Source organism: Paraburkholderia guartelaensis, from assembly GCF_004353905.1.
In the GTDB taxonomy this organism is placed as follows: Bacteria; Pseudomonadota; Gammaproteobacteria; order Burkholderiales; family Burkholderiaceae; genus Paraburkholderia; species Paraburkholderia guartelaensis.
In genome coordinates, this window is the sequence record NZ_SMOD01000014.1 from 157098 (window position 1) to 177900 (window position 20803).

Annotated in this window: 23 protein-coding genes; 12 read left to right on the forward strand and 11 right to left on the reverse strand. The window is 61.4% G+C overall.

Going from position 1 to position 20803, the window contains the following annotated elements:
• Nucleotides 1-34: 34 nt before the first annotated feature.
• From E1N52_RS20000 to E1N52_RS20010, 3 genes are all read right to left on the reverse strand, one after another.
• On the reverse strand, nucleotides 35-670 hold the full coding sequence (locus tag E1N52_RS20000; RefSeq protein ID WP_133184461.1) for a glutathione S-transferase family protein: 636 nt from the start codon (nucleotides 668-670) through the stop codon (nucleotides 35-37).
• 4 nt (nucleotides 671-674) lie between these two features.
• Nucleotides 675-1301: a glutathione S-transferase family protein gene (locus E1N52_RS20005; protein ID WP_133184462.1), complete on the reverse strand. Its 627-nt coding sequence runs from the start codon at nucleotides 1299-1301 to the stop codon at nucleotides 675-677.
• Between the two features lie 65 nt (nucleotides 1302-1366).
• The gene (locus E1N52_RS20010) at nucleotides 1367-1990 is read right to left on the reverse strand and encodes a cysteine hydrolase family protein (protein WP_133184463.1); all 624 of its coding nucleotides are present in this window, start codon (nucleotides 1988-1990) and stop codon (nucleotides 1367-1369) included.
• A 252-nt stretch (nucleotides 1991-2242) separates the two neighbouring features.
• Between E1N52_RS20010 and E1N52_RS20015 the strand changes: the two genes are divergently transcribed.
• On the forward strand, nucleotides 2243-2755 hold the full coding sequence (locus E1N52_RS20015; protein ID WP_133184464.1) for a winged helix-turn-helix transcriptional regulator: 513 nt from the start codon (nucleotides 2243-2245) through the stop codon (nucleotides 2753-2755).
• A 254-nt stretch (nucleotides 2756-3009) separates the two neighbouring features.
• Here E1N52_RS20015 and acuI read toward each other — a convergent pair whose 3' ends face one another.
• Both acuI and E1N52_RS20025 read right to left on the reverse strand, forming a co-directional pair.
• Nucleotides 3010-3996 (reverse strand): acrylyl-CoA reductase (NADPH), encoded by a 987-nt coding sequence (acuI, locus tag E1N52_RS20020; RefSeq protein WP_133184465.1) that lies wholly within the window; start codon nucleotides 3994-3996, stop codon nucleotides 3010-3012.
• Nucleotides 3997-4081: 85 nt separating this feature from the next.
• On the reverse strand, nucleotides 4082-4492 hold the full coding sequence (locus E1N52_RS20025; protein WP_205965634.1) for an MFS transporter: 411 nt from the start codon (nucleotides 4490-4492) through the stop codon (nucleotides 4082-4084).
• Nucleotides 4493-4738: 246 nt separating this feature from the next.
• Here E1N52_RS20025 and E1N52_RS20030 point away from each other — a divergent pair, with 246 nt between their 5' ends.
• Entirely contained in the window at nucleotides 4739-5029 is a 291-nt protein-coding gene (locus E1N52_RS20030; protein ID WP_133184467.1) for a muconolactone Delta-isomerase family protein, read from the forward strand.
• A gap of 184 nt (nucleotides 5030-5213) precedes the next feature.
• Nucleotides 5214-5702 carry a hypothetical protein gene (locus tag E1N52_RS20035; RefSeq protein ID WP_205965635.1) on the forward strand — a complete coding sequence of 163 codons (489 nt, stop codon included), beginning with the start codon at nucleotides 5214-5216 and terminating at the stop codon, nucleotides 5700-5702.
• A 39-nt stretch (nucleotides 5703-5741) separates the two neighbouring features.
• Here E1N52_RS20035 and E1N52_RS20040 read toward each other — a convergent pair whose 3' ends face one another.
• Nucleotides 5742-6140 (reverse strand): nuclear transport factor 2 family protein, encoded by a 399-nt coding sequence (locus E1N52_RS20040; RefSeq protein ID WP_205965636.1) that lies wholly within the window; start codon nucleotides 6138-6140, stop codon nucleotides 5742-5744.
• Nucleotides 6141-6221: 81 nt separating this feature from the next.
• Between E1N52_RS20040 and E1N52_RS20045 the strand changes: the two genes are divergently transcribed.
• A complete protein-coding gene (locus E1N52_RS20045) occupies nucleotides 6222-7181 on the forward strand; it encodes a LysR substrate-binding domain-containing protein (protein WP_133184470.1) in 960 nt (319 codons plus the stop codon).
• A 49-nt stretch (nucleotides 7182-7230) separates the two neighbouring features.
• Here E1N52_RS20045 and E1N52_RS20050 read toward each other — a convergent pair whose 3' ends face one another.
• Nucleotides 7231-8112: a LysR family transcriptional regulator gene (locus tag E1N52_RS20050; RefSeq protein WP_133184471.1), complete on the reverse strand. Its 882-nt coding sequence runs from the start codon at nucleotides 8110-8112 to the stop codon at nucleotides 7231-7233.
• A gap of 89 nt (nucleotides 8113-8201) precedes the next feature.
• Between E1N52_RS20050 and E1N52_RS20055 the strand changes: the two genes are divergently transcribed.
• Together E1N52_RS20055 and E1N52_RS20060 are read left to right on the forward strand one after the other, a co-directional pair.
• Complete coding sequence (locus E1N52_RS20055) at nucleotides 8202-8969, forward strand: sulfite exporter TauE/SafE family protein (RefSeq protein ID WP_133184472.1); 768 nt, start codon at nucleotides 8202-8204, stop codon at nucleotides 8967-8969.
• A 317-nt stretch (nucleotides 8970-9286) separates the two neighbouring features.
• Nucleotides 9287-9589 carry a DUF4148 domain-containing protein gene (locus E1N52_RS20060; RefSeq protein ID WP_133184473.1) on the forward strand — a complete coding sequence of 101 codons (303 nt, stop codon included), beginning with the start codon at nucleotides 9287-9289 and terminating at the stop codon, nucleotides 9587-9589.
• A gap of 134 nt (nucleotides 9590-9723) precedes the next feature.
• Here E1N52_RS20060 and E1N52_RS20065 read toward each other — a convergent pair whose 3' ends face one another.
• The gene (locus tag E1N52_RS20065) at nucleotides 9724-11076 is read right to left on the reverse strand and encodes an epoxide hydrolase family protein (protein WP_133184474.1); all 1353 of its coding nucleotides are present in this window, start codon (nucleotides 11074-11076) and stop codon (nucleotides 9724-9726) included.
• A 367-nt stretch (nucleotides 11077-11443) separates the two neighbouring features.
• Complete coding sequence (locus E1N52_RS20070) at nucleotides 11444-12205, reverse strand: bestrophin-like domain (protein WP_133184475.1); 762 nt, start codon at nucleotides 12203-12205, stop codon at nucleotides 11444-11446.
• Between the two features lie 135 nt (nucleotides 12206-12340).
• On the opposite strand from E1N52_RS20070, the gene E1N52_RS20075 reads away from it, so the two are divergent.
• The 3 genes from E1N52_RS20075 (at nucleotide 12341) to E1N52_RS20085 (ending at nucleotide 14874) form a co-directional block, all read left to right on the forward strand.
• A complete protein-coding gene (locus E1N52_RS20075; protein WP_133184476.1) occupies nucleotides 12341-12889 on the forward strand; it encodes a carboxymuconolactone decarboxylase family protein in 549 nt (182 codons plus the stop codon).
• Between the two features lie 97 nt (nucleotides 12890-12986).
• Entirely contained in the window at nucleotides 12987-13706 is a 720-nt protein-coding gene (locus E1N52_RS20080; RefSeq protein ID WP_133184477.1) for a DJ-1/PfpI family protein, read from the forward strand.
• A gap of 118 nt (nucleotides 13707-13824) precedes the next feature.
• Complete coding sequence (locus E1N52_RS20085; protein ID WP_133184478.1) at nucleotides 13825-14874, forward strand: methyltransferase; 1050 nt, start codon at nucleotides 13825-13827, stop codon at nucleotides 14872-14874.
• An 88-nt stretch (nucleotides 14875-14962) separates the two neighbouring features.
• On the opposite strand, the gene E1N52_RS20090 is transcribed toward E1N52_RS20085, so the two are convergent.
• Entirely contained in the window at nucleotides 14963-15949 is a 987-nt protein-coding gene (locus E1N52_RS20090) for an aldo/keto reductase (RefSeq protein ID WP_133184479.1), read from the reverse strand.
• 339 nt (nucleotides 15950-16288) lie between these two features.
• Here E1N52_RS20090 and E1N52_RS20095 point away from each other — a divergent pair, with 339 nt between their 5' ends.
• Nucleotides 16289-17485, forward strand: coding sequence for an NnrS family protein (locus E1N52_RS20095; protein WP_246089145.1), 1197 nt, complete (start codon nucleotides 16289-16291; stop codon nucleotides 17483-17485).
• Nucleotides 17486-17691: 206 nt separating this feature from the next.
• Nucleotides 17692-18108, forward strand: coding sequence for a GlcG/HbpS family heme-binding protein (locus E1N52_RS20100; protein ID WP_246089146.1), 417 nt, complete (start codon nucleotides 17692-17694; stop codon nucleotides 18106-18108).
• 26 nt (nucleotides 18109-18134) lie between these two features.
• Here the strand turns inward: E1N52_RS20100 and E1N52_RS20105 are convergent, their stop codons facing one another.
• Nucleotides 18135-18785: a FadR/GntR family transcriptional regulator gene (locus tag E1N52_RS20105; protein WP_133184482.1), complete on the reverse strand. Its 651-nt coding sequence runs from the start codon at nucleotides 18783-18785 to the stop codon at nucleotides 18135-18137.
• A gap of 226 nt (nucleotides 18786-19011) precedes the next feature.
• Between E1N52_RS20105 and E1N52_RS20110 the strand changes: the two genes are divergently transcribed.
• Nucleotides 19012-20796, forward strand: a complete 1785-nt coding sequence (locus tag E1N52_RS20110) for a gamma-glutamyltransferase family protein (RefSeq protein ID WP_133184535.1) — start codon at nucleotides 19012-19014, stop codon at nucleotides 20794-20796.
• Nucleotides 20797-20803 lie beyond the last annotated feature (7 nt).

Consider the following 20803-nt stretch of genomic DNA (forward strand, 5'->3'; position numbering starts at 1 on the left):
ATAGAGAGTCAATCAGGATGACTATGGAATTGTTTTAGTCAAGCTTGACCTCGAAGCCGCGACGCACCGCGGGGCGATCGAACATGGCGTCGTACCATCGCTTGACGTTTGGGTAGTCCGCAAGATCGACCTTGTGCCGCTCGTGCCGCCAAGCCCAACCAATGATGGCAAAGTCGGCGATCGAAAGCTCGCCGGCCACGTACTCATGGCCGGCGAGTCTTTCGTTCAGCACCGAATAAAGCCGCCGTGTTTCGTCTGAGAAGCGCTTGAGACCGTAGCGTCTGTCGCCTTCGGAAGCGAGGGCGGCGAAGTGGTGCACCTGTCCGGGCATCGGTCCGAAACCACCCATCTGCCACATGAGCCATTCGATCACGGGCACCCGTTCGCGTAGACCGCGTGGGAGAAATCGGCCGGTCTTTTCTCCAAGATAGAGAAGAATCGCACCCGACTCGAACACGCTGATAGGCTGGCCATCGGGGCCGTCCGGATCGACGATGGCCGGAATCTTGTTGTTCGGGCTGATGGATAGGAATGACGGCTCGAACTGCTCGCGGTTGCCGATATTCACAGGCTGTACGACGTACGGTAACGCCATTTCCTCTAGCGCGACGCTGGCCTTGCGGCCATTGGGCGTGTTCCATGCATAGAGCGTGATCGGTTCGGTCTTCATGGATTCAGGTCAATTCGACATCGACATGCGTGTTGAAACCCGGACGCGTGGCGAGCGACGCATACCACCGCTCGAGGTCGGGCATTCGAGCACGTTCTATGCCCGGCATGCCAAACCACCGCTTCGCGAAGGCGCCGAGCACGATATCCGCAATCGTGAACGACTTGCCTTCGACGAAGCCACGACCCCTCAACTGCGCATCGAGCACTTTCCAGACTTCCGCGACCTTTACGACATCGGCGGCGATTTTCTCGATGTCCCGCTCGGCCTCGGGTGTGCGGACGATTCCCCAGAACACGGGTCGCTCGGCCGGCTGCAAAGTCGACAGCGACCAGTCCACCCAGCGGTCGATGCTGGCCCGCGCCTTTGGATCGGCGGGATAAAGGGTGCCGGGTCCACCGTACTGCATCACGATATAGCGCAGGATCGAGTTCGATTCCCAAAGCACAAAATCGCCGTCGACGAGGGTGGGGACCTTGCCCATCGGATTCATCGCGAGGTAGTCGGCTTCGGTGTTGTGTCCGAACTGCAGACCGGCGTCTATCCGGTTATAGCGTAGGGAAAGCTCTTCGCAAAGCCACAAGACCTTCTGGACGTTGACCGAATTGGCACGTCCCCAAATGGTAATCATGCGTGAGTCCTTTTGGTGTTTGTTATTAGTGGATTGACGGCTTCACTCCGTCGTCGGCATGACGCTTACGCCGGCAATGCTGCCAGCAATTCGGCCGTCGTGACGATCGAATGAGCAAACGTGGGTCCGTTCAGTACGTGGGCGGCCCGCATCAGTTCCGGCGTGAAGGCGGCGGTCGCGTCGCGCACGAGTGTCACGTGATAGCCGAGTTCCATCGCGAATCGCGCGGTGGATTCGATGCAGGTGTTCGCGAGCAGGCCAACGGTAATAACGTGCGAAATCTTGTGTTGCTTGAGGTGGAAGTCGAGGTCCGTGTTGGCGAAGCCGCTTTGCGCCCAATGCTCGTGGATGACGATGTCGTTTTCCTGGGGAACGAAATCGGGGTGCCATTCGCCACCCCATGTGCCCTTTGCGAAGGTCTGGCGCTTTTGCACGAGCCGTTGCGTCGGGTTCGGATGGTCCCAGTCTTCGTAATCGCCAGGCTGCCAGCGGCGATGCGGCACGTAGAACACCTGAATACCAGCCTTGCGTGCGGCGCCCACCGTTGCGCGCAAATTGTCGAGGAGCCGAACGTCATTGGCGACTGCCTCGATCATCGGAAAGATCTTGCCGCCATGTGACAGGAAGTCGTTGTACGGGTCGACCAGCAAAAGACCGGTGTGTTCGGCGTGATAGACAGGGTCCGACATGATGTTCCCCGGAAAAGCGATGCGGGATGGGACGTGGCACAACCGACACCTGTTGCGCGGAACTGTTGCACAACGTCGAGCACTTCGATGGCTCACGAAGAAAGTATATATATGAATTTCATAGTTTCAACTGAAGCATAAACACCATACGCGTCTCGAGCGTATAGAACGCCTTGTTTACCCCGGATGCCGATGCCATCGCCGCGACGAAATCCGTGCTACTATGAAAACCGTAGTTACGGTGGAGGCAAAATGAAACGCAGAGAAAGAGGGGCGGCCACGGTGTGCCCGGTGGCGCGGTCGACCGAAGTTGTCGGTGACAAGTGGACGACGCTTGTACTGCGCGAACTGTACATGGGCGCGACCCGATTCGAGGAAATCCAGATTCAGACGGAGGCGACGCCCCAGATGCTGGCGACGCGCCTGAAGTCCCTCGAAGCGGACGGGATGGTCGAGCGCCATCCGTATCAGGAAAGGCCGTTGCGCTACGAGTACCGTCTCACGGAGAAAGGCCGGGCGTACTATCCGGTGATCCAGGCGCTACGCACTTGGGGTGAGACCTGGTGCAAGAGCAAAGGCGAGGAAGTCGCTGTGCATTTTACGCATCGTGTGTGCGGGCACGAGGTTGGCCTCGACTATATCTGCCCGTCGTGCGGCGAGTACGTCGAACGCCGCGATCTCGACGCGACCTTGAGCGCTTCGTTTGCGAAAGAGCGCGAGAAAAGGCGCGAGACATATCGGGCCGCGAAGGCAAGATCTGAATAGTTCCGTCAGCGCGTAACGGGTTATCGTCCGATCTACGCTGCGCCGCGCTTGCAACAGAAAGTCTGCGACGAACGCTAGCGCGAGTGCACCCGCGCCGCACAGGAATACGAGCGCGTAGTCGTTAAGGCGGGAGCCCGGCGAACGCCGCGAAAAGCGCGCGGGCATCGAGCGACGACGGTTCGCTCCGATCGGGCGAGGAAGGAACGGCAGACATGATGAACTCCGGAACTCAGGCGCGTTGCGGGGGAAAACGTCTATGCGTTGACGTCTACGACTGTGCGGCCCTGTACTTTGCCATCCAGTATCTGGTCCGCGACAGCAGGAACGTCAGCGAGTCCGATGACCTTCGTCGCACGGCCGAGTTTGCTCAAGTCGAGGTCACGCGCAAGCCGCGTCCAGGCATCGATGCGCACCGACCGCGGGGCATTGACCGAATCGATGCCCGCGAGCGTCACGTTGCGCCGGATGAAGGGCAGGACCGAACCTGGGAGGCCTGAGCCCTGTGCGAGGCCGCAGGCGGCGACCACGCCGCGGTACTGCGTCTGGGCCAACACGTTTGCCAGTGTGTGATGGCCGACGGAATCCACGGCACCCGCCCAGCGTTCGCGGGCGAGCGGCGTACCTGGTTCAGAGAGCGTGCGCCGGTCGATCACTTCCGCCGCGCCGAGGCTGTGCAGATAGTCGGCTTCTGCGGGGCGTCCGGTTGATGCGACGACGCGATAGCCAAGGCCAGACAGAACGGCAATTGCGATCGATCCGACGCCGCCGTTGGCGCCCGTGACGAGGACGTCGCCGCTGAGTGGCGAGAGGCCGCCATGTTCCAGCGCCAACACGGCAAGCATGGCCGTGTATCCGGCCGTGCCGATAGCCATCGCGTCGCGCGTGGAGAAGGCCTCTGGAAGCTTGACGAGCCACTCGCCCTTCACGCGTGCCTTTTGCGCGAACCCGCCGTGATGGTTCTGGCTGAGTTCCCACCCGTTGAGGACGACACGGTCGCCGACGGCGATGCCGGGATACGTGGATGCCTCGACGGTGCCGGCCAGGTCGATGCCCGCGATCAACGGAAACTCGCGGATGATCTCAGCGCGTCCGGAGATGGCGAGTGCGTCCTTGAAGTTCACAGTCGAATATTCGACCGCAACGGTAACGTCTCCGGGCATGAGGTCTTGCTCGCGCATATTGACGATGCGCGTCGAGATCGCTTCACGCGGTTTCGTCGCGAGCAGTGCTTTGAAGGTCATTCGATTCTCCTGAGCAAATTGATTCCCGATGGCTCGAGCTATTGAGCCGTTGCCAAACGGAGAGTGATGTTTTCGGGTGGCCGGGTCATGCGTGCCCGTCAGCAACGGCTGAACTGGATCGTGCGTATGCGAGCGTATTGACCGCCACGGCGGCGAGCGAGAGCAGGGCGCCGATCGCGGCGAGGCCGAGCCAGGCAGCGTGCAGGGCCCCTGCACCGCCGAGTGCCGCACCGACTGCGCCGCCAAGAAAGTACGAAACCATGAAAACGGTGTTCAGGCGGCTGCGGGCTTCGGGGCGCAGAGCGTAGATCCGCGCCTGGTTGGCAATGAAACTCGCGCGATTGCCCAGATCCAGCAACACCATCCCGACGATCAACCACACCAGGCTGCGTGCGCCCGCTGCGACAAAAGCGAACGCGATGGCGACCGTGAGTGCGCCCGCGGTCGCAACATGGCGCGCGCCGACGCGGTCGACCAGCGCGCCCAGGTGTCGCAATGGCGGTTCAGCTAGAGGTGAAGCCTCTCTGTTCCGGCATTGTAGATATGAAAAACATAGTGTAAAGTTAGGCATGAATCCCATAGCGGGGTTGCGGATATTTTCGCGGATTCAAAGCGAGAGATGATGGGTTTACATGCGGAGAGAAATGTTGCTACTATGAAAAACATAGTTTTCAAGGTCGCTGTTCGTATTGTTCGTACGAAGCCACCCACCTGATCGCAGTGCCATACCCAGGAGAGCAACATGCAATACCTCGTGATGATTTCCCGTTCCGAAAACGCGTCATCCATGTCACTTCATAGGGATGAAGTCGAGGCGGAGGCTGAGTTTGTCCGCCGCCTTTACGCCTCCGGGATCGTCCGGCAGGTATGGCTGAGGGCAGAAGGGGGCGCCTGCATGATTTCGGAAGCCGATGACGAAGACGGGCTGAGACAACTCCTGGGCGAACTCCCTCTGGTCAAGGCTGGCTACCTGGCGCAACCCCAGATCAGCCAATTGCGTTCGTATTCGGGGTTTGGTCCGCGTAGTCTCTAAGCCACTCGAACTCACACGCCGGTGCAGGCCGGTCAATCGGTGGAGATGGCGACTGTCACACCATGTCGTCAAGTCGCCTAACTATGCTGGGACACGCTATATGACTCGCTGGAATCTTTTTGGCGTACTAACCGTAATCGTCACGCTATTTGCCCTGACGGCCTATGCGATAGCGCCGAACGGCGTGGAGTCGCTGCAATACGCGATACGAGCAACGGCTCGCACGTCCTTTGTCCTGTTTCTGGCGGTGTTCCTGGCCACCTCGTTTGCGAGACTCGTGCCATCGGCGCTAACCCGCGCCCTGGTCAGGGAGCGGCGCTACATCGGTTTGTCGTTCGCTGCTTCGCAATTACTGCACGCGATAGCGCTCATCATCTACATCAGGATCGCGCCAGAAGCGTTCTGGGTGGGGCGTACGCCTGCGACAAACATACCGGGTTCCATCGGCTACTTGATGATTCTGCTGCTTTCGATCACATCGTTCGCGACGCCGGCGCGTCTCATTGGTCCGGCCAACTGGAAAAAGCTGCATCTCACGGGCGTGTGGATACTCGCCGTTATTTTTGCGGGTTCCTTCCTCACCCGCGTCCATCATCATGCTGCTTATCTCGTTCCCGGCATGATGATGGTCGTCGCGATGTTGCTACGCATGGGCGAGCGGTTCGAAGGGTGAGGCCAGAGATTCCATCGCGTGGCAAATGCGCAACCCTTACTACGCGTATTTATCGCCCACCGTGGTGCGAACCGGATGCGTGTCATACACGATGATCATCCGCGCGATGCGACCGCTTTCGTCGAACTCGAATACGTCGACACACTCAAATTTCACCGTCGAACCGTCTTTCAGCCCCCAGTCGTAGACGAAATAACCGGTCGCCCGTTGGGCTCCCGTCGTGCTGACGCAGATATCGATGGGCGTGATCCGGCTTTCTCCCGATGCTGCATTCACCTTGGCGAAGAAGGGCGCGGGGTGCATCCAGCCGAGAAAAGGCGAGTATATCTGTGCGTCCGCTGCGAACAAGGCGCAGATTGCGGCGACATCGCCGCGCTCCAGTTCGCGCAGGTAGGTGCGAATCTGCCGCGTGTATAGTGCTTCCGATGATGAATCCACTAGCATTCTCCGAATGTATGTTGACAGGTCTGCCCGCACGAAAGGGCGCGGATCTGACGCAGCCACGATATCGACGCAGCGATGACCGAACAATCGAAAAATTCGCAACCCGGGTATGCAGATCGTGCATATCCTCTGGCCGACCTCACGCGCGCCTTGCCTCCACTGTCTGCGTACCAGGCGTTCGTCGCCGCGGCAGAACTAGGCAGTATCAGCAAGGCCGCCGACCATCTGTGCCGAACGCAGGGCGCAGTGAGCCGTCAAGTCCAGCAACTGGAAACCCATTATCGATGTGCGCTGTTCGTGCGCCATGCGTCAGGGCTCACGCTGACAGCGGAAGGCAATGCTCTGTTGACGGTGGCCGTGAACCTGCTCACGCAACTGGTTCGACACGCAGATGTTCTCGCTCAATCCGCGTCTGTTCTCACTCTGCGGCTACCGTCCACATTTGCGATTCGCTGGTTGCTGCCGCGGCTGTCTGCGATCAATCTCGCGCTGCCCAGGACAGAATTGCGCATCTTTACATCGGCAGACGACACGCCGGATTTCACGACGCCCGACGTCGATGCAATCGTTGTGCGTGGCGCTGGACTTTGGACGGGTATGGACGCGATACCCTTGTTTCAGGAGCGCTTGACGCCGATGTGCACGAGCGACCTGGCCGCATCGCTGAAATCCGTTGCGGATCTTGCTCGGGTCAAACTGCTGCATCCGGGGCACGGCCATGGAGAGTGGCAATGCTGGCTCGATCATGTTGGCGCGACCCAGATCGACACCAATGGCGGACTCGTCCTCGATACCCTCGAATTGACGCTCACTGCCGCGGCACAGGGGCATGGCGTTGCAATTGGCGACCCTCGAATGGCGAAGGAACGCCTCGAGTCGGGGGCACTCGTCATGCCATTCAGTGAGATCGCACAAAACGGTCTGGGCTATTTCCTCGTCTATCCCTCGCAACGCGCGGGGCAGTACAAGATTCACACACTTGCTGACGTCTTGACCCGGCTCGCGCAAGAAGACTTGTCGATACCCGCCCGATAAGCGCCCGCCAAGACCGGCGCCGAGATCTGGCAACGACGATGTGTGGCGCCTACGGCGCGCACTCGCGCAGCTGCTGCGCGAGCAGGCCGGCATGCGGAGTCAGCGCGGAGAAGTCGCGCGCACAGAGGTAGAGGCGCCGCGTGGCCCAGGCTTCCGCCAGCGGCAAGACGGTCAAGCCGCCGCGCAGTTTCCTGGCTAACCCATCGGAAAGGATCGAAATGCCGATGCCTGCCTCGACGTGCATGGCCACATGTTCGATGTTGCGCAACTGTATGCGGTAGTCGAGCTGGCGTCCCAGACGTGACGCACGCTCCGCGAGATGGGTTTCGAGCGCCGTGTCCGCCACGCCCACGATCGGCTCATCGAGGATATCGGCAAAGGCCACGTTCGGCTGCTGGGCGAAACGATGCGAACGGCTGACGACCACGACGAGCTGGTCGCTGGCGATCAGATGCGTCTGCAGTGTGCCGAGATCCGTTATGTCCGCAACGACGCCCAGGTCTGCGCGCCTGTCCACGAGAGTCTGGACGATGTCCGCACTGGGCCGTTCCTCCAGGTCGATCGACAGGTCGCGATGAGCCGCCAGGAATCGACAAAGCTGCGGCGGCAGGAACGCCGCCATGGCGGCCGTGTTGGATAGCAACCTGATGCGGCCTTTCAGGCCCGTTGCGTAGGTTCGCAGTTCGCCGCGCATCATTTCGACCTGACCCAGGATCGAACGGGCATGGCGGACCAGCGCGTCGCCTGCAGCGGTAGTCCGCACGCCACGACGGTTGCGTTCCAGTAGCGGCGCGCCCAATGCGGCTTCCATGCTTGCAATGCGTTCGCTCACCGATGCGAGCGCCAGATGCATCGCGCGGGCACCTTGTGTCAGGCTTCCGCATTCCACCACGGTCAGGAACAGCCGCATATCCGTCAAGTCGAAGCGCATAGCTGGTTGTCATTTCTTCGGAATTTCCGAAGTCTAGCACCGGAATTGCCAGATTGTGAGAACGCAGGCTGGCGATTAACATCCTTTCCATGAACTCGATGGCTTTGGTTTTTTCCGCAGGATTGGCGGCCGGCGCGATGAATGCGCTGGCCGGCGGCGGCTCGTTCGTTAGTTTGCCGGCGATGATCGCGGCTGGCGTGCCTCCGGTTCAGGCGAATACTTCCAGCACGGTAGCGCTGTTCCCGGGAGGGCTGGCGAGTGCGTGGGCATACCGCGACGGATTGCGACCGGTGGGCGACGTATCGCTTCGCGCGCTCCTGGCTACGACGCTTTGCGGCGGCTTTGCCGGCGCGCTGCTGTTGCTGTGGACGTCGTCGGCAGCGTTCACGTTCGTGCTGCCATGGCTACTGCTGGTTGCTTCCATCGCGCTCGCGTTCGGGCGGCGCATTGGCGAGGCGTTGCGCTCACGCTGGCACATTCACGCGAACGCGGTACTGGCTGTTCAGTTCGCGCTCGGTGTCTATGGCGGCTATTTTGGCGGCGCGGTCGGCATCATGATGATTGCGATGTGGGGACTGCTCGACAGCTCGGATCTGAAGCATCTCAACGCGCCGCGCACGTTGCTGGTCAGCGCGGCAAATCTGGTGGCGGTACTTGCCTTCATCGTGGCCAACGCGGTGCACTGGCCAGAGACGCTCTCCATGCTCGTGGGCGCAATCATCGGGGGATACAGTGGCGCCCGGATCGGGCGCCGGGCGCCGCCGCGAATCATCCGCGCCATAACGTTGCTTGTCACCTCCTGCATCACGCTGGCGTTCTTCGTGAAAACGTATACGCCCATGCTGTTACATCGCTAATCAGTGAGGACACCATGCTCTGCGCCTTGTTGGAAACGATGGGAACACTGGCCATCCTGGCCAGTCTCGCGGCACAGTTTCGCAGGCCTCGGCGGTAACGCCCTGAGCAATGGACTGCACATTTTGCCTTCCGGCCTTTTGACAGTCTCCATCAAATGATGGAGGCCAAAACGATCTCCCGCGCATACGATCGAAACAGACGACAACGATAACGCTTGAGCGCTGCAAAGTCTGGCAAGGGGTCGAACCAGGGTTCGGATAAACGGGCCTTTTGCAGCACGTGTCAGCCGGTGTCACTAACCCGGAGGTGGGCCACTATGAAGACGCTAGTCCACACAGTTTGCGCGGTCGCCGTCATTGCTGTGCCAATTGCATCGTTGGCGCAGTCGGAAGGTGGGCTGACGCGCGCGCAGGTGCAGGCCGAGATCGCTCAGCTTCAGCAAGCCGGCTTCAATCCGGCCAATGCGAATACGGTCGACTTTCCTTCCAATATGCCGGCCGCCGATGCAAGTGCGGCAGGCCAGGGTAGCGGCTACGGCCCTGCAATGAACGGCACATCGCAGATGGGCCATCCGGCCAGCCCGACTGGGATGAAGCCGGTGTTCTTTGGCGGGTCGTAAGCATTTTCGTCTGACCAGGTCTGGCGATGAAGCGCACGCCGTCTCTAACTGAGACGGCGTGTGGCGTCGTGTCCTGTGCGTCTCGCGCCGTTCAGGAGCGAGACAAGGGGAGGCCCAAGCCTCCTTCAGATCCGTTACGTGCGCAGCGGTCTCAAGCCCGCGCGAACCTCTTGCGCGAACAAAATTGGCTGTTCCCACGCCGCAAAGTGACCGCCTTTATCGGGCCTGTTGTAATAGACGAGGTTGTGATACGCCTGCTCCGTCCAACTGCGCGGCGCCTGATAGTTCTCGCCGGGAAACGCACTGATGGCGGCGGGGACGGAAACATCTGCGGCAGCGTAAAAGTTGAAGTGCGATTCCCAGTAGAAGCGCGCTGCTGAAACGCCCGTATTCGTCAGCCAGTACAGCGTGATGTCGTCGAGCACGTCGTTCAAGGTCAGGTCACCTGAGGAATGTCCGTTGATCGTGCGTCCGTACACCGCTGACGTGAGCGCCGCCGCCGGCTGCGCATAACCGTCCGGGTGATCCAGAAGCCAGCTTGCCAGCGCGATGGGCGAGTCCGCCAATCCATAGAGCGTTTGCGGACGCGTGCCCTGCTCGAGAGCGTAGGCGCGCCGCTTCGACAAGGCGCTGAGCTGGCCGTAAGCGAGCCTCTCGTCAGCCGAGAGACCGGCAGGCGCCGGATCGCCGGCTACAAGCGCTTTTGCTATTGCAGGCGGAACCGTCGCGGGAAAGTTGACGTGAATGCCGATCAACTCAGGCGGCGCCTGCTTCGCCATGATGTTCGCCACGATCCCGCCTAGATCGCCGCCTTGCGCGGCAAATTTCGCATAGCCCAGGCGCTTCATCAGCACGACCCAGGCGCGCGCCGTCCGCTCCGGTCCCCATCCGGTCTCTTTCGGTTTGCCGGAAAATCCATAGCCCGGCAAGGACGGAATCACCAGATGGAAGGCGTCCGATGCGCTCGCGCCATACGCGGTCGGATTCACCAGCGGATCGATGATCTTGAGTTGCTCGATGACCGAGCCGGGCCATCCGTGCGTGACCACGAGCGGCATCGCGTTCGCATGTTTCGAACGGACGTGAATGAAATGAATGTCCACGCCGTCGATTTCAGTCACGAAGTTCGGCAACGCGTTCAGTTTCGCTTCGACCTTGCGCCAGTCGTAATCGGTCGACCAATGTCGCGCGACTTCCTGAGTCATTGCGAGCGGAACGCCTTGCGTATCGTCGGCGACTGTCTCGCGGTCCGGCCATCGCGTCGCCTTGATGCGTCGCCGCAAGTCGATCAACTGCGACTCCGGCACATGGATGCGAAGCTCACGGATAGCGGTCTTGTCGTCGCCAGTTGCCGCGGCAGCGTCCGTGATGGATTGATTTTCCTGCGCGAAAGCCAGCTGACTCAGCGAGCCGGCAGCAACGGCAGCCGCGGCCACGCTGACAAAGCGGCGGCGAGACGGCGAAGGGAGAAGAATATCGTCCGGCATAAGTGTTCCCATTGGCGATGAAGCCAGTTCTCGATTGATAGCGGTGTGATTTGACGCACGATGGATTGCGATGACTGCGCGACAGCGCAGCCGCCGATCTCCAGCGACCGGTTGTCCGTGGGATCACGTCGACCCATGACAACGGGCACAGAACGTCTTTGTCGTGTTGCATCTGCAACATCTGGCGATTGCGTTCTGTGCGTACTCGCCGCGCGACGGGCGTATTTGAGCGCGCAGACGTATCCCGAATGTGTCGAGGAAGGGGGGCTTTTGTGATTGCACGTATCAATGCGGCGAGCAGATACACTGCGATACAGAACGCAACCGTGTCATTGCGAAGGTCTGATTTCGTCCGAACTTTCTACGGCTACTGTCCAAGTATGGAGAGCGCCTCATGCACCGGCGCAAGAGAGACAGAGACGATTCCACCGAGTGGCGTGTTCATTTCCAGGATCAGAAAGATGGCGATGGAAGTGGATATCGCGCCGAGAAAGAACGCGGCGACGAGCGTCGCGTTGGGTGACGTGAAGAGCCCGAACGAGCCGAAGATGATGCACAGCCACAGCACAAGCGTGAGCAATAGCGGCATCGGAGTCGAGCCTGCCGCCTGCAGCAGCGCAAGCTCGCGCATCGCCAGCACTTCACCGGCGATCTGGATGGCGCGCGCCTGTAGCAGACGTTGCGCTTCGTTGTTCGGCGACAGTTCCGCCAGCTTGCGTTGAATATTTTCGCCGCGTTTGAGCTCCTCGGGGCTGCGCATGCTTGCCAGCTGAGCCGGATCGCCAGAGCTGATCTTCTGTACACCTATGGAGACGCTCTGCTTCAGCAAGGCGCGGATCTCCTGCGTCTCCGGACCATACTGGGCCAGTGTGCGATCGAGCAGAATGATATCGGTGGCGTCGCGTACGACCGCGGCGTTCGCGGCATCGAATGAGCTTTTCGCCGACGAGATCAGCAGCCCGAGCACCAATGCGGCCATCGTGGCTATCAATCCAATCGTCAGTTTAATGACGCTGACCGATTCGTCGCCGAGATGGTGCGCCGGCAGCAAGGCGTGCAGACACAAGCCGAGCAGGGCGCTACTAAACACGCATGCAAACACGATGACCGCGATGCCTAGATGGTGCATTGTTCGATTCCCCTTTTTTGCATCGAGCAGTTTCTATTACACGCTATGTAATTGGCGAGCCTGCGGCGCATGACTACTCTTTGCTTGTCGGTTCATCGCCCCTTGATGCATGCGTCCAACTCCCAAGGAAATATCATGGCTAACTTCCCCGTCTATACACTCGAATCGGCTCCTGAAGGCTCGAAGCCGGGATTGAAATGGCTTGCTGAAGCATTCGGCATGGTCCCCAATATTGCCGGCGCAATTGCCGGTTCGCCGAAACTGATCAACGGCCTGACCGGCGTGTTTCAGCAGGTTCATGGCGGCAATTTCACGGAAGCACAGGTTCAGACCCTGTTGCTCACGAATGCCGTCACCAATGGCAGTACCTGGGCTGTCGCCTTCCACACCTGCCTCGCACTCAAGGAAGGGCTCAGCGAAGCCGATGTGCATGCCATCCGCGCCCGTCGTCTGCCGGCCGACGAGAAGCTTGCGGCGCTCTCGCATCTCGCACGCACGTTGATCGACAAGCGTGGCCGTCTCGACGATCACGACGTCGCGTCGTTCACGGCCGCCGGTTTCGCGCAGGCGCTGGTGCTCGATGTCATCCTGGTTAGCGCTGCGTCGACCATGACGAACTATACCGGCAGCGTCGCCAATCCGCCGCTCGAAGCGATGTTCCAGCAATACGCCTGGCAGGGTTAAGCACCAGGCGCCGAAGCACCTGGCGAGAGGGCGGTAATCGACTGTCCGCCTTCTCGCCGGTCACCCTTGCTGTTCTGTTTTCCAAAAGGAGACGGATATGACTGTTCCTCTGGACGTTCACCTGAAAATTGGCGGCATCATCTTTCCGGGCATGGACCAGTGCGATTTCACTGGACCTTTCGAAGCGCTGGCGCGAGTGCCCAATTCGTCGTTCTTTACGCTCTGGAAGGACAAGAACCCGGTTCGCGATCTGGCTGGCATGCAGTTGCTGGCCGACACCACGTTCGAAGAGGCGCCGCAGCTCGACGTCCTCCTGGTGCCGGGCGGACATGGCCAGGAGGCGTTGATGCACGACGAAACCTTTCTGTCGTTCATCCGCAGTCAGGCAGCCGGGGCGCGCTACGTTTATTCGGTCTGTACCGGCGCGCTGCTCTGCGGTGCGGCGGGCCTGCTGCACGGCAAGCGTGCCACTACGCACTGGACGGCAATGGGCGTCCTCCCGCTATATGGCGCGATCCCAAGCGGCGAGCGGGTGGTGATCGACGGACAACTGATCAGCGCAGGTGGCGTGACGTCGGGAATCGATGGTTCGTTGATCGTGGTCTCGCTGCTGCGGGGAGAGACAGTCGCCCAGGAACTGCAACTGTATATGGCCTATGACCCGAAGCCGCCATTCCAGTCCGGTTCTCCTGAAACGGCGCCGGCGCACATCCTGGCGACGGTGACCGAACGTGCGCAAGCCATTACCGAAAAGCGGATGGCTACCGGACGCGTCTACCAGGACTCTGCGGGAAAGCGCACGGTCTCGGGCAGTTGAGGCAGGCGCGGAATAGTGTTCGCCCGCAAGGTGTTCTGTTGACGGAAAGTAGATTCGCGTAGCGCAGCGAAGCAAAGCCATCGAGAACCTTGATACCCCTGCGAAAGGAGAAGAGACAATGGAAGCGCAAACGAGTACCTTCACGCCTGAAACCGGGAGCGCATCCGCCGCTTCCCCACAAAAACTCCTTCAGTTGGCCATGGGTTTTTGGGCCTCGAAGGCGCTGCTATCCGCGGTCGAACTCGACCTGTTCACCGTCTTGGGCAAAGGCCCGCGCACAGCCACGCAATTGATGGAGCAACTGCAATTGCATCCGAGATCGGCACACGACTTTCTCGATGCTCTGGTTGCGCTAGGAGTCCTGGATCGAGACGACGGCCTGTACCGGAATTCCGCCGATGCCGGTGCATTTCTGGACAGAGCAAAGCCAGGCTGTATCGCCGGAATGCTGCTCATGGCTAACAACCGCCTATATCCGTTCTGGGGTTCGCTGACCGAAGCGCTGCGCACGGGTCTGCCGCAGAACGAAGCCAGGCAGGGCGGCAACGCGTTCGAGGCAATCTATCGTGACGAACGCGGGCTACGTGAGTTTCTGGGCGCGATGACTGGTGTGAGCCTGGATCTGGCAAAGGAGATTGCGCAAAAATTTCCGTGGCAGAACTATCGCTCGGTCGTTGACGTCGGCACCGCGCAGGGCGCCCTGGTGGCGGAGGTTGCGCGTGCGCACGAGCATCTTTCGGGAATTGGATTCGACCTGCCCGCCGTCGCTCCGATGTTCAACGACTACATCGCGGCGAACGGGCTACAGGATCGAATTCACTTTCAGCCAGGCGACTTCTTCAAGGACGCCATGCCTTCAGCCGACGTTCTGGTGATGGGGCACATTCTTCACGACTGGAATCTCGAACAGAAGCGCGAATTGCTCGCGAGGAGCTATCAGGCGTTGCCCGCGGGCGGATGTGTGATCGTCTACGACGCGATGATTGACGACGAGCGCAGGCACAATGCGTTCGGTATGCTAATGAGTTTGAACATGCTGATCGAGACGCCTGGTGGCTTCGACTATACCGCCAGGCAGTGCCGTGAATGGATGACCGAGGCGGGCTTCCGGGAGATCAGAGTCGAACCGCTGGCCGGGCAAAACTCGATGATTGTTGGCGTCCGCTAACGGGGCCACGCGCATTGATTCGATCGCTTGAACGCATCGTGGAGCTCGGGCCCGATGCGTTCTCGTCCATACGTTCGTGTGACAGCCGTTAGCGGTCAAGATGAGACAGCATGGGCGGCAGGTAACGTGTGCCCGCGGTCTGGTGCTCAGCAAGGAAGCCCCCGATGCGATCCAGATCCGCTGGCGTCAGACGAACGGAAGCTGCGTTCACGTTCTCTTCGAGGTATTTGCGCCGTTTGGTCCCAGGGATCGGGACCAGATCGTCGCCTTGCTTCAGCAGCCAGGCGAGCGCAAGCTGGCCCGGTGTCACGGACTTTTCGTCTGCAAGTTTCTTGACGAAATCTGCGAGCTTGGCGTTCGTGTCGAAGTTGCTGCCCTGGATGCGCGGATCATTGGCTGCACGCCAGTCGTCGGCGGGAAGGTCCTCCGCCCGCCTGGAATTGCCGGTCAGGAAGCCCCGGCCTAGCGGGCTGTACGGAACGAAGCCGATACCCAGTTCGCGCAGCGCCGGCAACACCTTCTCTTCGACGCCGCGTTCAAACAGCGAATACTCGCTTTGCACGGCCGAGACCGGTTGCACGGCATGGGCGCGCCGGATGGTCTCGACGCTCGCTTCCGACAAGCCGAAATAGCGAACCTTGCCTGCCGCGATCGCGTCCTTGACCGCGCCGGCCACGTCCTCGATCGGCACGGCGGGATCCACGCGATGCTGGTAGAGCAGATCGATGTGATCGGTCTGCAACCGGACGAGCGACGCGTCGATCACCTCCTTGATATGGGCGGGGCGGCTGTCGAGGCCGCGTACCCCGTTGTCGAACCTGAAGCCGAATTTCGTCGCGATCGTCACCGAGTCACGACGCCCTTTTAGCGCGCGTCCGAGTAGTTCTTCGTTGGCGAAAGGACCATAGATCTCCGCTGTATCGAGGAACGTGCAACCCAGTTCGATCGCACGTTGGATCGTGGCGATCGACTCGGCGTCGTCGGGTGTGCCGTACGCGTAGGACATCCCCATGCACCCCAGCCCGATCTCCGAAACGACGAGTCCTTCACGTCCAAGCTTGCGCGTGTTCAGCATATTGCCCTCCTGTGATGGCTAGCTACCTACAATGGCACGCGCATCGAATAGGTGTTAGCACAATACTCTTGATTGCATACACGATTCTTCGATGCCTGTTTCAAGTGGGCGGCACTACGCCTCGCGCTTTTCCCGCATACACGTAGCCCAGTTTGCGACGGACATCGCACGTTGCGACCTTTGCTAACGTACAAGCACGCATGAGTTCACCCGGCGCTGCTCCGGGAGCGGGCGGAGTCGGACCTGCGGCATTACATCGCGTTTTCAGCATTCCCAGCGGCATTTCTCCGCCAGTCCGTATAAGATGCATTGAAAATGAATGTATTGGCGAGAGCGATCATGACCGTCTTCCGAATCGAAGAACCCACCCCGGCGGCTCGCGGTGGTTTCGCGCTGTGGGCGCTTGGTTTCCGGCCGTTCTACCTGGGTGGCGCGCTCTTTGGCGGCGCGGCGCTGCTGGCCTGGATGGCCGCGTATGCCGGCCATCCGTTGCCGGGTCTCAGTTCGTACCTGCCGGGCATGTTCTGGCACGCGCACGAGATGATCTTCGGCTTTGGCGCAGCGATCGTGGCGGGTTTTTTGCTGACCGCCGTGCGCGCGTGGACGTCGGTTACGCCGGCGCAGGGCAAGTCGCTGGCGGCGCTATGGTTGCTGTGGCTCGCGGGGCGCATCACCGTTGCCTACGCGCCGCCTGGCGTTGCCGCCGTGGTCGACAGCCTCTTTCTCCCTGCGTGCGCGCTCGTGTTGCTGCGCGTGCTCATCGGCGCCAAGAATAGCCACAACATCTTTTTGCCGGTCGCGCTCGGCATGCTCGCCGCGCTGAACGTGGCGTTCCATCTTTCGATGCTGGCCGGTCGCGCGGACTGGGCGCTGCACAGCGCGTATCTCGCCGTGGGCATGCTGGTGCTGTTCATTACGATCATCGGCGGGCGCATCATTCCGTCGTTCACGGCCAATGCCGTGCCCGGCTACGCGGTGCAGCGCTGGGATGCGGTCGAGCGCGCGGTGATGCCGCTCAGCATGCTGGCGTTCGTGCTCGACGCCGCGCTAGGCTCCGGCGTGCTCGTCGCGATAGCCGCGTTCGCGGCGGCGGGCGCACAAGGTGCGCGGATCTGGGGCTGGCGTTCGTGGCAGGTCGGCAACCGGCCGATCCTGAGCATCCTGCACATCGCCTATGTGTGGATACCCGTCGGCTTCGTGCTGCTCGCGCTCGCTGCATTGGGTTTAGTCGCGCATACGCTCGCCATTCACGCGTTCACGGTGGGGGCGATCGGCTGCGCGATCATGGCGATGATCACACGCACGGCGCGCGGACATACGGGCCGCAAGCTGGTGGCGGGCGGCTTCGATATCGCCTGCTATGCGCTGCTCGTGATCGCCGCGCTGATTCGTGTGGCGGGCCCATGGCTCGCACCGCAGTGGCTGACCTTCTGGATCGAAGCGTCTGGCGCGTGCTGGGTCGTTGCGTTCGCAGCCTATTGCTATCGCTACGCAGGCTGGCTCATGGCGCCGCGTGTCGATGGTAAGGAGGGCTGATTCATCGGCCTTGCACATGGCGTATCGCGCGAGTATGTTGACTGGCAAGGGCTGGACGCGCGTAACGCCTTGGGCCCGCCGATGAAGGAGGGTGTGCAATGCATCACTCTGTTCAGATTGCAGGTGCAGCCTGTCTCGTTTTTGTAACCTGCGTGCAGGCTCAAACGTCAGCTTCCGAGCCGCCTGCGGCTGCTGTGCCAGAGCGCATGCCTTATGACATTCCTTACGGTGCGCCTATCGGGCTTGATGCAGCGAAGCATCTGCTTGCGCTCGCCGAAGCCGAGGCGCGCAGGCACGACTGGAAAATGAACATCGCCGTGGTCGATCCGCATGGCGAGCTCGTCGCCTTCGAGCGCATGGACGGCGCGCAATACGCCTCCGTCGAGGTCTCGCAGAACAAGGCACGCACGTCCGCACGCTTTCGCCGCGAGACCCGCGTGTTCTATAACCAGTTCGAGAGCGGCCACGCCTACGTGGCCACGCTCGAGCCGGGCCTCGTGGCTTCGCCCGGCGGCTTTCCGCTAGTCGAGGACGGCAAGGTGATCGGTGCGATCGGCTGCAGCGGCGGCACGGGTGATCAGGATGCCGTAGCGTGCAAGGCTGCGGCTTCCACGGTGAAGTGAACGCGCGAAGCCAGTCACTTCTTCAGTCAATGCGGCGAGCCGTATCCCTGTACATTCAGTAGATGCTCGCGCATGCAGCGCGCGGCGGTCTCGCCGTCGCGGGCGAGAATCGCGTCGACGATGGACTGGTGCTGCTGCGCGAAATGGTGGCGCGTAGCCTGATCCGTGGTCTTTTCACGCTGGGTCGGCTTGATCCGCATGCCGTTGATCACTTCCATGAGCGCGATGATCGCGGGATTGCGCGAGGCCTGAGCGATCAGCAGGTGAAAGCGCTGGTCCCATAGTTGCCACTCGTGATCGTCTTTCGCCGTCGCATTTCTTTTTGCGCACTTCTCCAGTTCGGTCAGATCCTCGGGCGTGGCCTTGGTGGCGGCAAGGCCGGCTAATGCCGGTTCGAACATCAGTCGCATCTCCGCGATGTCTGCCGGGCTCGTACGTGAGCGCAGGCCACGCAGCGTGGGCGCGAACTTCAGCGGCCGGGCGCCCAGATAAGTGCCGCGCCCCACGCCGCGCCAGATTCGGCCCGACGCCTCCAGCGAGGCAAGCGCCGCGCGCAGTTCGCGGCGGCTCATGCCGAGGTCCTCGGCGAGCTTGCGTTCGGGAGGCAGCACGTCGCCGTCTTTCAACCGGTGTTGTGCGATGTAGGCAAGCAGGCTGTCGAGCGCGGACCTTTCCATAATGTAACGTGTACCAATGTGAATTGGTTTGATTCTAGCAGCGGTGCTGCGGCGCGCAACCGCGAGATCGCCAAAATCGACTGGAGCTGTGAGATTCCGTCGAAATTACAGGGTTAACACCGGATGCGGCAAAAAATCTTCCTTCGTATCCTGATTGTGAAAGGTTTTGGAACCAATCATGAAAGGTTCGACTTGCGAGCCGAACCTTTCGTACAGGGAGTGGAAGATGTCGTTCACAACGCGTCCGGAGCTGATTGGGACCTTCGGGATGGTGGCGTCCACGCATTGGCTCGCCAGCGCGTCGGCGATGGCGGTGCTCGAGAAGGGCGGCAACGCGTTCGACGCGGCGGCGGCTGCCGGCTTCGTGCTGCAGATCGTCGAGCCACATCTCAACGGTCCCGGTGGCGAGTTGCCCGTCGTGTTCTACAGCGTGCGCGAAGACCGCGTGCGCGTGTTGTGCGGCCAGGGTGTGACGCCGGCAGCCATGACGATCGAACGCATGCGCGCGCTCGGGCTCGAAGTCGTGCCGGGCACCGGCCTGTTGCCCGCCGTGGTGCCAGGCGCATTCGGCGCATGGATGACGATGCTGCGCGACTACGGGCAACTGCCGCTCGAAGACGTGCTGAGCTACGCGATCGGCTATGCGGAGAACGGTTACCCCGTGCTGCCGCGCATGTGCGCCTCGATTCTCGCGATCAAGGACTTCTTCCTCAGCGAATGGACGACCTCCGCCGCGCAATGGCTGCGCAACGGCGACGCCCCCGCCCCGAACGCGCTGTTCGCCAATCCCGCCATTGCAGCCACGTACCGCCGCATCCTGCGGGAGGCGAGCGCGAAAAGCGACCGCGCCGAACAGTGCGAGCTCGCGCGCTCGGCGTTCTACCGCGGCTTTGTGGCCGACGCAATCGACCAATATTTCCGCTCGACCGACGTGCTCGACACCTCGGGTCGCCGCAATCGCGGCCTGCTCAACGCGGACGATCTCGCGCGCTGGGAGCCCACCTACGAGGAAGCGCTCTCGTACGACTACGCCGGCCTGCGTGTGCACAAGACAGGACCGTGGGGCCAGGGGCCGATGTTCCTGCAACAGCTTGCGCTCCTCAAGGGCTTCGATCTGGACGCGATGGATCCGTTCGGTGCGGATTTCGTGCATACGGTCATCGAAACGTCGAAGCTCGCGTTTGCCGACCGCGACGTGTTCTATGGCGATCCGCGCTTTGCCGACGTGCCGATGGAAACGCTGCTGAGCGACGCATACAACGACGCGCGTCGACGTCTTGTCGATCCGCACAAGGCCTCGTTCGAGTTCCGCCCCGGGCCGCTTCTCGACAGCGAAACGCGCGCGGCACGCATCCTCGCCAACGCGGGCCGGCAGCAGCCAGGCGGCTTCGGGCAGGGCGAGCCGACGTTCGCGCCGCTGCCCGAATTGCGCGGCGATACCGTTCATCTCGACGTGGTCGACCGCTGGGGCAACATGGTGTCGGCCACGCCATCGGGCGGGTGGCTGCAGGCGTCGCCGGCGGTTCCCGGTCTCGGCTTCAACGTCACCACGCGCGCGCAGATGTTCTGGATGGAAGAGGGCTTGCCTTCGTCGCTCGGGCCGGGCCGGCGTCCACGCACGACACTCTCGCCCACGCTCATCACGCGCGAGGGCAAGCCCTATGCGGCATTTGGTACGCCCGGCGGCGATCAGCAGGATCAATGGTCGATGCAGCTATTCCTGCGGCACGTGCATGCGGGCATGAATCTGCAGGCCGCCGTGGATGCGCCTTCGTTCCAGACCGCGCATTTCCCCGGCTCGTTTTATCCGCGCTCGATGCAGCTCGGCAAGATGTCGGCCGAGTCGCGCTTTCCCGAAGCGACGCTCGCCGAACTGCGCTCGCGTGGCCACGATCTCACTGTGGCCGAGCCATGGGGGCTTGGGCGCGTGTGCGCGGTGGGCATCCGCAACGGACTCATGCGCGGCGCGGCGACGCCGCGCCAGATGCAGGCTTACGCGATCGGCCGCTGAACACCCG

What these genes read in the sequence shown, in the direction of transcription:
- E1N52_RS20000 (WP_133184461.1), bottom strand. Translation starts at nt 670, where the DNA reads ATGAAGACCGAACCGATCACGCTCTATGCATGGAACACGCCCAATGGC.
- E1N52_RS20005 (WP_133184462.1), bottom strand. Translation starts at nt 1,301, where the DNA reads ATGATTACCATTTGGGGACGTGCCAATTCGGTCAACGTCCAGAAGGTC.
- E1N52_RS20010 (WP_133184463.1), bottom strand. Translation starts at nt 1,990, where the DNA reads ATGTCGGACCCTGTCTATCACGCCGAACACACCGGTCTTTTGCTGGTC.
- E1N52_RS20015 (WP_133184464.1), top strand. Translation starts at nt 2,243, where the DNA reads ATGAAACGCAGAGAAAGAGGGGCGGCCACGGTGTGCCCGGTGGCGCGG.
- acuI (WP_133184465.1), bottom strand. Translation starts at nt 3,996, where the DNA reads ATGACCTTCAAAGCACTGCTCGCGACGAAACCGCGTGAAGCGATCTCG.
- E1N52_RS20030 (WP_133184467.1), top strand. Translation starts at nt 4,739, where the DNA reads ATGCAATACCTCGTGATGATTTCCCGTTCCGAAAACGCGTCATCCATG.
- E1N52_RS20045 (WP_133184470.1), top strand. Translation starts at nt 6,222, where the DNA reads ATGACCGAACAATCGAAAAATTCGCAACCCGGGTATGCAGATCGTGCA.
- E1N52_RS20050 (WP_133184471.1), bottom strand. Translation starts at nt 8,112, where the DNA reads ATGCGCTTCGACTTGACGGATATGCGGCTGTTCCTGACCGTGGTGGAA.
- E1N52_RS20055 (WP_133184472.1), top strand. Translation starts at nt 8,202, where the DNA reads ATGAACTCGATGGCTTTGGTTTTTTCCGCAGGATTGGCGGCCGGCGCG.
- E1N52_RS20060 (WP_133184473.1), top strand. Translation starts at nt 9,287, where the DNA reads ATGAAGACGCTAGTCCACACAGTTTGCGCGGTCGCCGTCATTGCTGTG.
- E1N52_RS20065 (WP_133184474.1), bottom strand. Translation starts at nt 11,076, where the DNA reads ATGCCGGACGATATTCTTCTCCCTTCGCCGTCTCGCCGCCGCTTTGTC.
- E1N52_RS20070 (WP_133184475.1), bottom strand. Translation starts at nt 12,205, where the DNA reads ATGCACCATCTAGGCATCGCGGTCATCGTGTTTGCATGCGTGTTTAGT.
- E1N52_RS20075 (WP_133184476.1), top strand. Translation starts at nt 12,341, where the DNA reads ATGGCTAACTTCCCCGTCTATACACTCGAATCGGCTCCTGAAGGCTCG.
- E1N52_RS20080 (WP_133184477.1), top strand. Translation starts at nt 12,987, where the DNA reads ATGACTGTTCCTCTGGACGTTCACCTGAAAATTGGCGGCATCATCTTT.
- E1N52_RS20085 (WP_133184478.1), top strand. Translation starts at nt 13,825, where the DNA reads ATGGAAGCGCAAACGAGTACCTTCACGCCTGAAACCGGGAGCGCATCC.
- E1N52_RS20090 (WP_133184479.1), bottom strand. Translation starts at nt 15,949, where the DNA reads ATGCTGAACACGCGCAAGCTTGGACGTGAAGGACTCGTCGTTTCGGAG.
- E1N52_RS20095 (WP_246089145.1), top strand. Translation starts at nt 16,289, where the DNA reads ATGACCGTCTTCCGAATCGAAGAACCCACCCCGGCGGCTCGCGGTGGT.
- E1N52_RS20100 (WP_246089146.1), top strand. Translation starts at nt 17,692, where the DNA reads ATGCCTTATGACATTCCTTACGGTGCGCCTATCGGGCTTGATGCAGCG.
- E1N52_RS20105 (WP_133184482.1), bottom strand. Translation starts at nt 18,785, where the DNA reads ATGGAAAGGTCCGCGCTCGACAGCCTGCTTGCCTACATCGCACAACAC.
- E1N52_RS20110 (WP_133184535.1), top strand. Translation starts at nt 19,012, where the DNA reads ATGTCGTTCACAACGCGTCCGGAGCTGATTGGGACCTTCGGGATGGTG.